Genomic DNA, 14,152 nt, shown 5'->3' on the forward strand with positions numbered 1-14,152 from the left:
TTGCGTCCAATATACAAAGAATGGACTTATTTTCATGTGACAAATGTCACAACAGAAACAAAAAAAGCCCCCGGCACAAGGGGCCGAGGGCGTTCAATCGTTCAAGCTCATTCAAACGCGGCGAACTTCAAGCACACCGGCTTCGACACGTGGAACACCGCTCCCGTCGGAACGAGCTTGCCGGTGGCGGCGTCCCTGGCAAACGTCACGATGCTGCCGCCGTCCCGATTTGCCGCCAGCAGGAAACGTCCATCCGGCGAAATCGCGAAATTGCGCGGATGGCCGCCCAGCGTCGACACGTGCTCGACGAAGGCGAGCCGGCCGGAGGCCTGATCGATGGCATATACGACGATGCTGTCATGCCCCCGATTGGATCCGTACAAAAACTTTCCGTCCGGAGAAACGTGAATGTCCGCGCAGGAGTTTTCCCCCTCATACGAGTCCGGCAGCGTAGGTACGGTTTGGATTTCGCGCAATTCGCCCAGTTCTTCGTCATACGAGAACGCCGTTATCGTAGCATTCAGCTCGTTAATGAGGTACCCGTATGCAAACGAAGGGTGAAACGCAAAATGCCGCGGCCCCGAACCCGGCGCAACTGCGACCTCATTGTGAGGGATGAGGCGATGCGCGGCGGCGTCAAGCCGATACATAAAGATGCGATCCAAACCCAGATCGCAAACGCCGGCAAACCGGTTGTTCCGGTCGATGAACACGGAATGCACGCGCGGGCGGTCCTGCACGGGAAGGACGCTGGAGCCATGATGCTGCCGAATGTCCGCGGCCGCACCGATTCGCCCGTCCTCCAGCACAGGCGACAACCCGGCCATGCCGCCGTGATAGCTGGAAACCATCAAGCACTCTCCGGTATGATCCAAAATAATATGACAAGTCGTTGCCGGCACTGTGATCTCTTCGTTCAGCAGCGACAGCGTTCCGGTTGCGGGATCAAAAGCAAAGGCTGCCGCGGCGCCGCAGCGCTGATTGTCCGCACCGATGCCCTCGGAAATGGCGTATAATCTCTTATTAGCCGCATCGATGTCGAGGAAAGTCGGATTTTGCAGCCCTGCCGTTTGGCCGATCAGCTCAAGGCTTCCGGTTTCCGCATCGTACTTGCATGCATATACCCCTGGTGTACTTGAATCTGCATAGGAACCTATGAAAGCTACGATATTTTTTTCCAACATTATGCACATCCCATCTACAATCATGTCCTATGCGCATTATCGCAAATCCATTTCCTTTTGGCAAATAGTTTGACGCTGTTTTCTCCGCCTCGCATACCAGCCGATTCCCGCAAGCAGAACAAAAATCGTTCCGCCCGCAATGCCCCATCCCATCGAGCCCTTCCTGACCCCGGCGTAAATTCCGCTCATGGCGACCGTATATGGCAAAATTCCGACGCCAGCCGTCCACACGAAGCTCCACAGCTTCACTTTCAGCAGCCCTGCGGCGTAATTCGCCAGATGGTAAGGAACAAACGGGGCAAAACGAAGCGCGAGCAGCCCAGCCACTTCCCGCTTGGCGACCAGTTCATCTACTTTATGGAGAATGGGGGACGCCAGTTGGCTGAAGAATGGCCTGGCTACCCACTTCGCGAGATAAAATCCGCCGACGGCGCCTGTCACTCCCCCTATCCATGAATAAATCCCTCCCCATACGGGGCCGTAAATTTCCATCAGGACAAGGGAAGTGAATTCGCCCGGAAGCGGGAACATGTTGACCAGCGTCTGGACCGCAATGCCGATAAGGACGCCGGAGCCGCCCAGGTTTTGAATCGATTTCAGCCAGCTTTGAGCATCTCCCGTATGCAGTACATATCCATACCCGAGGGCGACGACGGCGATGAGAACCAGTCCCGTAATGCTGACGGACCGGTTGAACCGCTTGACTTTTGCCGCATCCGCTTCAACGCTCATTTCGCCCCGTCCAATTCCCGTCGGATTTGCCCGGTACGATCAAAATATGGTCCAAAATGTATTGTTTTTCTTGCTCCGTCAACGTTGTTTTCAAAATCAATTCCGTTATTTTTGCCTCAATTTGATGGACATACTCCAAAAATTGCTCCATCTCAGTTTGAACGAATCGATGCTCGGCCATACGAATCCTCTCCTTCTTGCCTCAGGCACGCGCGGGCGTTTTGCCGAACGCTCAATGGCGCGGAACACATCGCCGGCGATCGTATCGGCCGCTCTTCCCTTGCGCAGAGCCGTCATTTGTTTCCTCATATGCGCTGCCCCCGAACGGTCCGATAAGTATCGGACGATCTGCTCTTCGAGCTCCGGAAGGCTGTTCGAAATTTGCCCGATGCCTTTGTTCATAAAAAATAATGCATTTTCCTTCTCCTGCCCGTCGAACGGTTTATAGACAAACACGGGAAGCCCAAGCGTCAAAGCTTCGGACAGCGTAAGCCCTCCCGCTTTCGTAATGATACAGGAAGCAAGCGCCATAAGCTCATGGACGTTGTCGACAAATCCGAAAACGCGGACGTTCGGATTCCCCGCAAACATCTCCTTTAATTTATATTCAAGTTTCCGGTTTCGACCACAGACGATCGCCAGCGTGCAAGCCGCCTTTTTCAACAGCGAATCCGCCATCTCTTCGATTTGATCGAGCACGCCGTAAGCGCCCGCTGCAATCAGCACCGTTTCTTTGGAAGGGTCCAGCAGTTCGCGAAAGCCGTTATTCGTATCCGCCGCACCGTAAAATGCCGATCTGACCGGTATGCCGCTTACTTCAACCCGCCCGCGCGGGACGCCTTTGGCGGCTAGCTCGGTTCTAAGCTCTTCCGCAGCCACATAGTATTTATCCGTATTGGGATGCATCCAGCGCGAATGCAAGGCATAGTCGGTAAGCACCGTAAACACGGGGATGCCCCAATCGCGGCCGATTTCCGAAGCGGCGCCGTAAGGAAACGCATTGATGATCGCATCGGGACGATGGATTCGGATCAGCTCGCTTAATTTCTTTTTCCCCAATCGGTTCAAGTATCGGGCCCATGGATGGTTGGAATCCGTATCGCGCGTTTTATAGTAGCCCCAGCCGTAGTAATCCGCCCCGTATTGGGACGTTTGCATACTGGCTATGTAGAGGCTGGTCGAGATCGTATTCAGCAGCGGATGCGCAGCTTTCATTAAATCGATGACCTGTACGTCTGCGGCCCCTTGCTGCAACAAGCTTTGCTTCAGCGCGCGAGCCGCCTGTAAATGGCCGTCCCCGTAGCTGGCAGTCAGTATCATGATTCGCGGATTTCTTTTCCCCACAGGACCTTCCTCCTTAACTTCTGTACAGCTCCTTTACAAAACAAATCATAATCATTATAAATAAAACAATTGTGAAACAATTATTAAATTATTATTAAATCCGCCCAAGCCCAGCCGAACAACGCAAAAAAAGCCTGATCCGACAGCATTCCGCTCCCCGGACAAGCTTTTGCGAAAATTCCGGTTTTACCGTCACTTGAACCCTGTGAGGGCAATTCCGCGAATAATTTGCTTTTGAAAAAAGAAAAACAAAACAATAAGCGGGATGACCGATACGGAAGCCCCCGTCATGATCAGCACCCAACTGCTGCTGTCCTTGAGCTCGCTTGAAAAAAACGAGATGCCGACGGGAATCGTCAGTCTTTCCGGCGTTTGGGTCACGATCAGCGGCCATATAAACGCGTTCCAGCTCCCGAGAAACGTTAAAATGCACAATGTGGCAACAGCCGGCCGGACAAGCGGAACCGCGATGCGAAGCAGGATGTTCCATTCGTTCATTCCGTCCATTCTCGCGGCATCGAGCAAATCTTCCGGCAGCGATTCCATGAACTGCTTCATCAGAAAAATGCCGAAAGCCGATATGAGGCCCGGGAACAAAATGCCGGCGTACGAATCCACCCAGCCGAGCTTCACGGTCAGCAAGTACCAGGGAATGATCAGCATTTCAGTAGGCACCATCAGCGTGCTGAGAATCGCGATAAATATGACGTTTTTGCCGCGAAACGAAAATTTGGCCAACACGTACCCGATAACCGTGTCAAAAAAGCAGACGCTGAGCGTTGTCGCAACCGCTACGATGAAGCTGTTCGTCACCCACTGGGAAAACGGGGTTCTGACGAATACTTCGGCATAATTGGCGAACGTCGCTTGCTTCGGAAAAATATCAAGCGAATACGCATCGGCGGGAACTTTGAGCGATGTCGCTATCATCCACACAAACGGAAATACCATCCATATGCTTCCGAGCCCGAGCAGGATCGGCCGAATCGTTCTGCCCAAAGTTACTCCCCCCTCCTCAAAACTTTCATCTGAACGAGAGATAGCGAGAGAATCATCGCAAACAAAACGATCGTCGCAGCGGCGGCCTCTCCCATGTCAAAATGCTTGAAAGCCAAATTGTAAATATACAGCACTAAAGAAACGGTGGAATTCAGCGGGCCGCCATTCGTCATATTCAGCACCTGCGTGAACGATTGCAAAAAGCTGATGCTGGCATTGACGACCGAGAAACGAATGACGGGATTCAGCAGCGGCAGCGTGACGTGCCAAAGCTTTTGCCAGGCGTTCGCGCCGTCAATGGCGGCGGCTTCCTCATAAAACTTCGGGATCGCCTCCAGCCCGGTCAAAAAGATAAGCATTTGAAATCCGGCGCTCTGCCAAATCATCACGCCGATAATGACATAAATGCTCTGGGTAGGGGAGCCGAGAAAAAGCTGCGGCTCGATGCCAAGCTGCAAAAGAACAGCGTTAACGATGCCGTTCTTCATTAATATCCAGCGGAACACCCAGCTAACCGCCACCACGCTTGTAATATAAGGAATAAAATAGAGCGTTCGAAAAAATCCTTTCCACCGGTTCACGCGCTGCAGCAGCAAAGCGATGACCAGCCCCGCGAGCAGCTGCAGCGGCACGCCGGCGAGCACATAAACGAGCGTATTTCGAATGGCAGCGATAAACACTTCGTCCTGGAACAGACGGATAAAATTTTGCAAGCCGACAAATGGCTTCGTCTCCGAAAGCATGTCCCATTCCCGCAGGCTGATGTTAAACGAATACAAAATCGGCACGATCCGAATGCCAAGGAAAAAAAGCAGCGGGAGCAGCAAGCAGCTGTAAACGAATATGTATTTATTCCTGACCATTACTTTTTGTCCTGCTTCGCCCAATAATCGTCATACAGCTTTTGCGTCTTCTTGATCAAATCGGCGAACGCCTGTTCATAAGGAACTTTGTTCAGCACGACTTCGTCGACAGCCTGGGTGAAATAATCCCGCTCCAGCTTCTCATCGACAAAGAAATGCGCGTGCGCATACGATAGCTGCCGAATAAACGGGCCCAGCTTCTCATCCTTCGTATATTTGTCCTGCAGAGCTACGTCTTTTTTGGCCGGCAGCTCCCCGACTTTTTCCGCCCATTGCTCCTGAACTTCTTTGCTCGTTACATACTGCAAAAAGGTGGCGGCCGCCTCCAGCTTTTTCCCCTGCACGTTTTTGGTAATCGCATTGGCCCAGAACGAAACCTGCGTCGCTTTCTCCTTGTAGGACGGCAGCGGCGCAATCGCGTAATTCAGGTTCGGCGCATCCTTCTTCAAGCCGCCGAGCTGGAAGGAGCCGTCGATGTTCATCGCCGCATGCCCGCCTTTGAACGCCGTGATATCGTCGTTGTAAAAATCTTTCGTGCCGAGCTGATGCATAAGCGACAAGTCAATCAAATATTTGAAAGCCTCCAGCCCTGCAGGCGATTCGTTCCATAAAATGCGCCGCCGGTCGTCGCTGATATCTTTGCCCCCGGCCTGATAGACGAGCGCATCGCGGAACCAATGGTGCAGCTGCGCCCCCGGCTGCCAGGCGATGCCTTCGACGACGAACTGGCCCTTGCTGTCTTTTTCCGTCAGCTTTTTGCCGTAGGAGACAAGCTCATCCCACGTTGCAGGGGGCCTCGCCGGGTCGAGACCCGCTTTGACGAACAAATCTTTGTTATAAAAGAGCGCCAGCGTCCGCACCGCCGTCGGAATGGCATAATAGTTTCCGTTCAGCTTGGCCGTTTCGACGAACGGGAAAAACTCCGACTTGATTTTGTCCTCGGGAAAAGCGCTGGCAGGCAGCGGCTGCAAGTAGCCGGAAGCTACGTATTTGGGCAGCCAGCCGTAGTACAGGTTAATGATGTCCGGCCCTTTGCCTGCCGGCACGAGTGTGGCGACTTTTTCATTGTACTGGTCGTAAGGAAAGTTCGTTTGCTTCACTGTAATATGAGGGTACTTCTTTTGAAAATCTTCGATCAGTTGATTGACCAGCTCCACTTTGGCCGGATACTGGTACTGCCAGTATTCGAGCGTCACCTTCTCCTCGCCGCCGCTTGCAGCCGTTTGGGGAGCGGCCGTGCCGTTAGCCGAAGTCGGTTGGCTGCCCCCGGTCGAACAGCCGGAAAGCAGCAAAGCGGCTCCCAGCGAAGTTGCGATCCAATTTGTTGCAATGCGCGCCGCAAACGCCATTTATACCCGCTCCCTTCCGTCTGAAAGCGCGTAAGACCCGATCTGCAGCAGCTTTCGCGCATTATCTCCGAAAATAAGTTCGATATCCGCTTCCGCAAAGCGCAAATCCCGGCATACGCGCACTTGATCCTGCAAATACCGGTACACGAATCCTCGCGGAAACGTGCTGGAATCGGTGCCGAAAATGATGCGTTCCGGCCCGATCAGCTCGTACGTTTTGCGGAACAGCGTCTCCAGCGTCAGCTCATACGGGCTCCAGCGGATCCATTGATTCGAGCCAGACGTATCGATGTAGACGTTCGGGCAGCTCCAGCATAAGTGCAGCAGCTCTTGAAAATATCCGGCCCCGAAATGCGGGATGATGAAAGGAATGTCCGGGTATTCCCGGGCAACGTTGAAAATCGACAGCGGGTTAATGTTCAAATGCTGAACGATGCCCCCTGTATGGCCCAATATGCCGAAATGGATCAGCACCGGGAGCTTGCGCTCCGCCAGGAAGCGCCACACGGGCGTGAGCTTCGGATCGTGGAACGGGAGCTCGACGAGCGGACCGAAGAGCTTGTAGCCTTTCAATCCGAGCGTATCGACGGCCCGTTTCAGCTCTTCAGCGGCGTTCGGCTCCTCGATCGAATGATGGGCAAATCCCGTAAACCGGTCCGGGTATTTGCGGATTTGCCGGGCCAAATCATCGTTGCCCCAGGCCGTCAAAAAGTTGATGCCGCCGATCGAGTACTTATCAAGCTCCTCGATCCAGCGGTCGATCAGCGGCCGCTGATCCTGCACTTCGTCGGCCGGAAAATCCCAGGACAGCCTCATCCGTTCGGACCGCCGGGTTCTTTCCCGGTCGAACACCTCACTCTTCGTGCCGATCGGAAGCGGATAAGGCAAATGCGCATGAATATCGAATACGCGAAAGCTATTTTTAAACAGGGCCATGCTGCTCCTCCTTTAATTTTGATTGACCAGTTGATCGATCGCGCGATCCACCTTTTCCCGGCTTTCGCGAATCGCCGCCCGCCTCGTATGGAGCCACTTCGTCTGCGACTCCAGTCTGCGGGCGTGACCGTCCAAAGCCCGCCGCACCTCCTGCGGGTTCGGTCCCCCGACGACCCTCCTCACGGCAACGAAATGCCTGGGGTCGAGCGCAAGGGACAGACTGCTTTCCGTCAGGGTCAGTTTCCTGCCGATCGTTTCCTCCGCCGCCTCATGGAGCAGCTCCAGGGAGAGGCTGCGCTTCGAAGTTCCGCGATTGAGCGCCTTGCTCACGGCATGGCTGACAATCGCGTGCGACGTTCGGAACGAAAGCTTCTCCTCCCGCACCAGCGTATCCGCCAGCTCGGTAACGGTGGAGAAGCTGTCCTCCGCTCTCGCCAGCAGCGCCTCCCCGTTAATCTCAAGCGTGGCGATGACGTTCGCCAGCAGGCGGTATACCGAGGAAAGCACGGCAAGGCTTTTCCATGCATAAGGCTGCATATCGTCCTCCGTATCGACAATATCGCCGAACGGGGTATTGTGCAGCATGGACAGCACCGTTTGCGCCAGCCCCGCAGCGCTGGAAAGGAGCGAGCGCATATGCTCGATGGAAACGGGATTCCGTTTCTGCGGCATGATCGAGCTGACCTGCACATAAGGGGCCGCGACTTTCAAAACGGCGAATTCCTGCGTGCTCCACAGCAGCAATTCCTGGACAAATCGACCGAGATTCAGGGCGGCCAGCTGCACGCCGGCGGCGATCTCGCCGATATAGTCGGCCCCGCTGACCGCATCGTAAGCATTCTCGATCAGCCCGTCAAAGGCGAGCAGCTCGGCGATGCGCTCCCTGTTCACCGGGAAGCCCGATGTGGTCAGGGCCGCGGCCCCCATGCTGCTGCGGTTGCAGTTCGCGTATGCGGCCTGCAGCCTGTGGATGTCCCGGCCAAGCGAGTCGGACACCGCCGCCGCATAATGCCCCAGCGTAGTCGGCTGTGCCTGCTGCGTGTGCGTGTAGCCGATCATGACCGTATCGGCGTGAGAGGCCGCGAACTTCAGCAAATGTTCGCCGAGAAATACGGCGGACGTCAACGTGTCCAGCAGCTTTTCGCGCAATGCGATGCGGTAAATCGCGATTCCCATATCGTTGCGGCTGCGCCCCAGGTGCAAATTGCCCGCCGCTTCCCCGGCCCCGTTCAGCAGCTCATGTTCGACTGCAAAAAACAGATCCTCGAACTGCCCGGTGTACGTAGATTCGCGCAAACGATTTAAGTCGACGGCTTGCAAGGAAAGCGCGATTTGCCGGGCTTCCGTTTCCTCCAAAATATGCTCCTCCCGCAGCATAACGAGATGGGCTTTATGAATGTGCATCATGGGACCGAGCAATTCTGTCTTGGCATGGTCGTAAGCGGGAGCCAAAACTGCTTCAGCGTACGTTTTTCCCGGGAATGCTTGCTCCTGATCCAGCGATGGCGTCGATCCTCGATTAGGCATGACGAACCCGCTCCTCACATGAAAAAAGTCGGTTTTAAAATATAGGAATTCTGTATGTGTTGCCTTCTTCCGAATAAAGAAAAGCTTCAGAGCTGAACAGATCGATCCGGACAGGCGGTTTGCCGCTGCTGGCCAGCGTCAGCTTGTTCGTGTTCAACGCATGGATCAGGGAAGGCAGCAGCTTTTGGTCCGTACCGATCAAATTGACGTTAATTTGAGACTGATTAAACTGAATGCTCGTTTGGATCATCCTCATCCCTCCGCAGTTCGCTGATTAGACCCATTCGCCGACCGGTCCGGCAAAAAACGCAAAAAGGCATGGATACGTGATCCATGCCTCCGGGTTTCCAGTCAGCTTTATTCTTAGTATATGAATGGGAATAATTGTATTTACAAATTAACATGACTTTTCTAAAATGTCAACACTTTGAGTGTCCCCTTGCCCCTGAATGTGCGGTATGCATTTAAAACTCAAGGATAACTTTTCTCACTTCGTTCGGCTGCTTCTCAATAAGTTCGATTGCCTGGCCTATTTCTTCCATCGGAAAACGATGCGTGATAAAAGAACGCGGCCGAATCGTCCCATCGTTAAAATGCCCGATGACTTGAGCGAATTGATTCGTTTGCAGCCTGGAACCGACGATAGTCAACTCTTTCTTTGTAATCGGGAGCTGCGGGATTTGTGACGGCGAATCGCCGAAACCTAGCACGACTACGCGGCCTGCAACCGAAGTGTACGCCACTGCCTCTTCAAACGTCCGAACCGTACATACGGCATCGATCGTCACATTCGGACCCGATCCGCCGGAAATCCGCATAATCGTTTCGCGGACATCGTCTTTATTCGCTTGAATGATATGATCTGCGCCCAATTCGGCGGCATAAGCCAGCTTGGATTCGCTTAAATCCGAAACGATGCAAACCGCTCCCCGAAGCTTAGCCATCTGCAAAGCGCATAAGCCGATAGGCCCCGCGCCCATAATAAATACGAGATCGCCTTCGCGCACGTCTCCGCGCCATACCGCCTGCGCCCCGATCGTAAACGGTTCGATCAGAACTCCCGTATCCCAATCCAGATGATCGGCAATCTTGTGAACGTTCTTTTCCGGCACAACCAAATACTCCTGATAACCGCCGTCCAAATGAACGCCGTAGACCTGCAAGCGCTCGCATACATTGGGCCGTCCCGAATGGCATGCGTAGCAGCCGCCGCATGACTGAATCGGCTCCAGAACAACTTTATCGCCGACGCGAATGCGTTCCACTCCCGTTCCGACCTCTACGATTTCACCGACGACCTCGTGCCCGATAATGCGCGGATACGCAGCGACAGGCGAGGTTCCGTGATAAATGTGCATATCGGAGCCGCAAATGCCGGCGGCTTTGACCCGCAATAAAACTTCGTCGGCGTGCCGGATTTCCGGCTTATCCTTCTCGATCACCCGCAGGTCTCCCGGCTTTACTACTTGTATCGCCTTCATAGAACGCACTCCTTGTATGCGAGGTTAGTTTTCACCTTGACCACTACTTTTTTGATCTGCGCGCCCCCTGTTTTGCTGCAGCCCGGCCTGTGCACATCGGAAGGGAAAAATACGGCAAACATGCCCGGCTTCAGGACGATCTCGAATTCTCCCTGAACTTCATCGTAAAGCGCGTAATCGTCGGTATCCAGCTTATCCGCGACCGTCTCGTTCAGCACCGAAACTCTTCCGACGCCGATGATTTCCTCATCTCCGCTTATGAGGTACTGCACATCGATATACGCGGAATGGCATTCCGCTTTTCGCTCCGGCTTCACGACCGTCTCCATTTCCTGCACGACCGCAAATATATCGCTGCCCTCAATCTCGTACTTGCCCGGCTGCAAATGAAGCAGATCCGTATGTTGAATATACGCAATCGCTCTCTGCAAACCCGGAGAAAACCATTTCCGTTCCTTCTCCCAATTCCGCACGTCTCCGATGATCATAGCGCTCCCTTTCGTCTCCCGATAATTATAAATCCAGCACTTTTTGCCAAATGGTTTCGTCGACAGGTATCCCTTGGGCAAGATTGGCTGCTCTGGTATCCTTGGTCCGCTCCCCGGGAAAGGCAACCTTGCCTCCCGTTTCCGCCGGCTCCGCCTGATGCAAATAATCGACCGCAGCATTGACCAGCTCTTCCGCAAACAGCTCGCCCGATACAACGGCTGTGTCCACTGCGACGAATACCTGGGAGCCGCCATACCCGGATATTCCCGGCGCAGGCTTCCTCTCATCCATCTGGCGCGTCGATAACCCGCCGGATAACAAAGCTGCGATCAAGTCCAGCAAAATGGACAATCCCGAACCTTTCCAGTACCCTGTCGGTAAAATGCGCATCGACTTTTCGATCGCCGCAGGATCTCTCGTCAATTTCCCATCGTCGTCAAAGCCGCCGTCGACCGGCAGAAGCTCATTTTTCAGCCTCGTCACTTCAAGCTTCCCGTATGAAAACTGGGACATGGCCATATCCAGCACGATATTTCCCGATTTTCTCGGAACCGCCAAAATAAAAGGGTTGTTCCCGATCTTCGTCTCTTTGGCCCCCCAGGGCGGCATGCACGATTCCGTATTCGTCCAGCAAATGCCGATGCATCCTGCGTTAGCTGCCTGCCAGCCGTAGCTCCCGCCGCGCATCCAATGGTTCGTATTGCGAAGGGTCACCATGCCGATTCCGCCTTTGCGCGCCAATTCGATCGCGCGTCCCATACAAAATTTGGCGTTCAGATTCCCCGCCCCCAAATTCCCGTCATATCGCTCCAGCATGCCCATGCTGTCAATTTGGGTAGGTACGGCATGAATATCTACGTAGCCTTTCTCGATATAATCCACAAACCGCGGAACCCGGTTCAATCCATGCGAATAAACGCCCTCCAGACTGGCTTCGGCAAACAATACAGCGCATTCCTCAGCCCGTTTTGCCGTAAACCCCCGCTTCAGGAGCACGCGCACAATCTCCGATTTCATCTTTTCAAAAGGTACTCTGGCCATATGTTTGCTCTCCTTGTCATCTCTTTTTTGGACATGCCTGTCATTGCGCCGTTTACTTTTTGTAATATCCTCTTGAACTCAAAAAGTCGTAAATATTTTTGTTGATCTCGTCAAGCGCGGCTTGCGGCGTCTTTTCTCCGGCCAGCGCCTTCGTGATCCCTTCCGTGATATACTCTTGAATTCGCGGCCATTCCGGCAAATTAGGTTCCAATTTGGCGTGATTGATCGCCGCTTCGATAGCCGGGAATTCGGGACGCGCCTTAATCAGCTCCGGATCCTGAAGAACGGACTTCACAGGCGGAACGCCTCCTGCCAGCGCATACTTCTTAGCTCCTTGATTGGTCACCCAAGAGATGAATTTGTATGCGCCTTCCTTATTTTTCGAGGCGGAGTTCACGGCAATCGACCACGCGTGGATGAACGAAACGCCGCCGGGCACGTCCGCAATGGCAAACTTGTCAAACACCTTGGGCGATTTCTTCTCGTCCTTCAATTGGGAGTAGGCCGCATTCCATTCAATGGCCATCGCCACCTTTTCATTTTGAAACGCAGACAGCACTTCCGGGAACTCGTACGTTGTCGCATCCGGCGGAACTATTTTTGTTTTGCGGTAATTGTCCGTTACGAAAGTCAGCGCTTTAACGCCGGCTTCGCTGTTGAACGTCGGCTTCATTTCTTTATCGAACAAATCGCCGCCCATCGACCATAAATATTGGTACCACTCCTTGGGCTGCGTATATCCCCGTTTTCCCTGGAAGGTAGTTCCGAATTCTGTGGGAGACTGAGGATTCAGGCTCTTTGTAAACGTCTTGGCGATTTTTTCATACTCTTCCCACGTTTTCGGAGGCGTCGGAATCAAGTCTTTGCGGTAAATCAAAAACATCGTGCTTAACTCAAGCGGCATCGCATAAGGTTTCCCGTTGAATTTGACGGATTCGGCCGAAGCAGGCAAGAACCGGTCAAGACTCGTTCCTTCCTTGGCAAAATAAGGGGTCAAATCTTCGAATTGACCTCCGGCCGCAAATTGGCCGACATAATTGTTGAGCACCAGGGCGACATCGAGTCCGTCTTCTCCGGCAAGAAGTTGGGTCGTTACCTTTTGCAAATAAGCATCCCGCCCCACTTCCTGGACGTTTACTTTAAGACCCGTTTCTTTTTCAAAATCGGGTGCAAGGCTGCTCAAGGCGTTGTACAAAATTCCCGATTGCGCCACCACATTAACGGTTTTCCCTTTCGACGCGCCTGCGCCCGCCGGCCCGCCCGGATTCGTACCGGACGGTTGATTAGGCGCCGGAGCGCACCCGGTGGCGACAAGCGCAAGCAGTGCGACAGCAGACATTTGTTTTTTCCACATAGCTAAAGTCCCCCTTGATATTTGAACATGTATGGTTATTTCACAGCGCCCATCGTAAGCCCTTTAACCAGATGCTTTTGGATCAGGAGCGTGAAAATAAACATCGGAATCATCAGCATCGTACCTGTCGCGGTAACGGGCCCCCATAGAATCGCTTCCTGCGTGACGAAATTGGCCGCCATAACAGGCAGTGTCTTGGAATGCGTGCCCGTTAAATTTAATGCAAATAAAAATTCGTTCCACGAGTTCATCGCGCAAAAAATCGCCGCCACCGCGAATCCCGGCTTAGCCAAGGGCAGCATAATGCGCCACATCGCCCCGAAACGCGACGCCCCGTCAATCGATGCGGCTTCTTCCAGGCTCTCGGGAAGCTCTTTCAAGAACCCCCACATCAGCCAAATGACAAACGGCAAGTTAAAGGACGTATAAGTTAAAGTAAGCGCTAACAAATTATCCGTTCCTCCGAGCTTCCGGAATAAAATGAAGAACGGCACTACAAGCACGATCGGCGGAAACATTTTGGTAAAAAATACGGTAAAGCTGATCCACTTTTGCCCTCTGATCCGAAATCTGGCTAAACTGTATCCGGCCAGCGTTCCCGTAATCAGCGAAAAAACCGTCGATAAAACAGTCACGATCAGCGAATTCAAAAAATAATAGAAAAACGGCTGCCTGCTAAAGACGATCGCGTAGCTTTCGAAAGTCGGTTTAAATATCCAGACGGGAGGAATTTGAAACGCTTGCGCCGGTGTTTTGATCGAAGTAAACATCACCCAAAAAATCGGGAATATGAACATCATTAATGCCACGGTTACGTATCCGTATGCCAAAATGGGTTTGCTGCGAATCACGG

General features: G+C 53.3%; 14 protein-coding genes. All 14 read right to left on the minus strand.

What is annotated here, in order from left to right; genetic code table 11:
* Positions 1–107: 107 nt before the first annotated feature.
* The gene (locus tag AC3G2T_RS21115) at positions 108–1,193 is read right to left on the minus strand and encodes a lactonase family protein (protein WP_474681103.1); all 1,086 of its coding nucleotides are present in this window, start codon (positions 1,191–1,193) and stop codon (positions 108–110) included.
* Between the two features lie 27 nt (positions 1,194–1,220).
* Positions 1,221–1,916, minus strand: a complete 696-nt coding sequence (locus AC3G2T_RS21120; RefSeq protein ID WP_488436781.1) for a TVP38/TMEM64 family protein — start codon at positions 1,914–1,916, stop codon at positions 1,221–1,223.
* A gap of 105 nt (positions 1,917–2,021) precedes the next feature.
* Positions 2,022–3,260 carry an MGDG synthase family glycosyltransferase gene (locus AC3G2T_RS21125; protein WP_474681105.1) on the minus strand — a complete coding sequence of 413 codons (1,239 nt, stop codon included), beginning with the start codon at positions 3,258–3,260 and terminating at the stop codon, positions 2,022–2,024.
* A 192-nt stretch (positions 3,261–3,452) separates the two neighbouring features.
* Positions 3,453–4,259 (minus strand): carbohydrate ABC transporter permease, encoded by an 807-nt coding sequence (locus AC3G2T_RS21130; protein ID WP_488436782.1) that lies wholly within the window; start codon positions 4,257–4,259, stop codon positions 3,453–3,455.
* Positions 4,260–4,261: 2 nt separating this feature from the next.
* The gene (locus AC3G2T_RS21135) at positions 4,262–5,122 is read right to left on the minus strand and encodes a carbohydrate ABC transporter permease (protein WP_488436783.1); all 861 of its coding nucleotides are present in this window, start codon (positions 5,120–5,122) and stop codon (positions 4,262–4,264) included.
* Positions 5,122–6,471, minus strand: coding sequence for a sugar ABC transporter substrate-binding protein (locus tag AC3G2T_RS21140; protein WP_488436784.1), 1,350 nt, complete (start codon positions 6,469–6,471; stop codon positions 5,122–5,124). Before AC3G2T_RS21140 ends, AC3G2T_RS21135 begins: the two co-directional genes overlap by 1 nt.
* Complete coding sequence (locus AC3G2T_RS21145) at positions 6,472–7,407, minus strand: amidohydrolase family protein (RefSeq protein ID WP_488436785.1); 936 nt, start codon at positions 7,405–7,407, stop codon at positions 6,472–6,474.
* Between the two features lie 12 nt (positions 7,408–7,419).
* Complete coding sequence (gene argH / locus AC3G2T_RS21150) at positions 7,420–8,934, minus strand: argininosuccinate lyase (RefSeq protein ID WP_488436786.1); 1,515 nt, start codon at positions 8,932–8,934, stop codon at positions 7,420–7,422.
* Between the two features lie 34 nt (positions 8,935–8,968).
* A complete protein-coding gene (locus AC3G2T_RS21155; RefSeq protein ID WP_474681111.1) occupies positions 8,969–9,184 on the minus strand; it encodes a hypothetical protein in 216 nt (71 codons plus the stop codon).
* Positions 9,185–9,398: 214 nt separating this feature from the next.
* The gene (locus AC3G2T_RS21160) at positions 9,399–10,415 is read right to left on the minus strand and encodes a zinc-binding alcohol dehydrogenase family protein (RefSeq protein ID WP_488436787.1); all 1,017 of its coding nucleotides are present in this window, start codon (positions 10,413–10,415) and stop codon (positions 9,399–9,401) included.
* On the minus strand, positions 10,412–10,903 hold the full coding sequence (locus AC3G2T_RS21165) for a NanQ anomerase/TabA/YiaL family protein (RefSeq protein WP_488436788.1): 492 nt from the start codon (positions 10,901–10,903) through the stop codon (positions 10,412–10,414). Before AC3G2T_RS21165 ends, AC3G2T_RS21160 begins: the two co-directional genes overlap by 4 nt.
* 25 nt (positions 10,904–10,928) lie before the next feature.
* Complete coding sequence (gene yiaK / locus AC3G2T_RS21170) at positions 10,929–11,945, minus strand: 3-dehydro-L-gulonate 2-dehydrogenase (protein ID WP_474681114.1); 1,017 nt, start codon at positions 11,943–11,945, stop codon at positions 10,929–10,931.
* 52 nt (positions 11,946–11,997) lie between these two features.
* Positions 11,998–13,299 carry an ABC transporter substrate-binding protein gene (locus AC3G2T_RS21175; RefSeq protein WP_488436789.1) on the minus strand — a complete coding sequence of 434 codons (1,302 nt, stop codon included), beginning with the start codon at positions 13,297–13,299 and terminating at the stop codon, positions 11,998–12,000.
* Positions 13,300–13,334: 35 nt separating this feature from the next.
* Positions 13,335–14,150, minus strand: coding sequence for a carbohydrate ABC transporter permease (locus AC3G2T_RS21180; protein ID WP_488436790.1), 816 nt, complete (start codon positions 14,148–14,150; stop codon positions 13,335–13,337).
* Between the last annotated feature and the right edge of the window lie 2 nt (positions 14,151–14,152).

Source organism: Paenibacillus sp. sgz302191 (assembly GCF_057749925.1).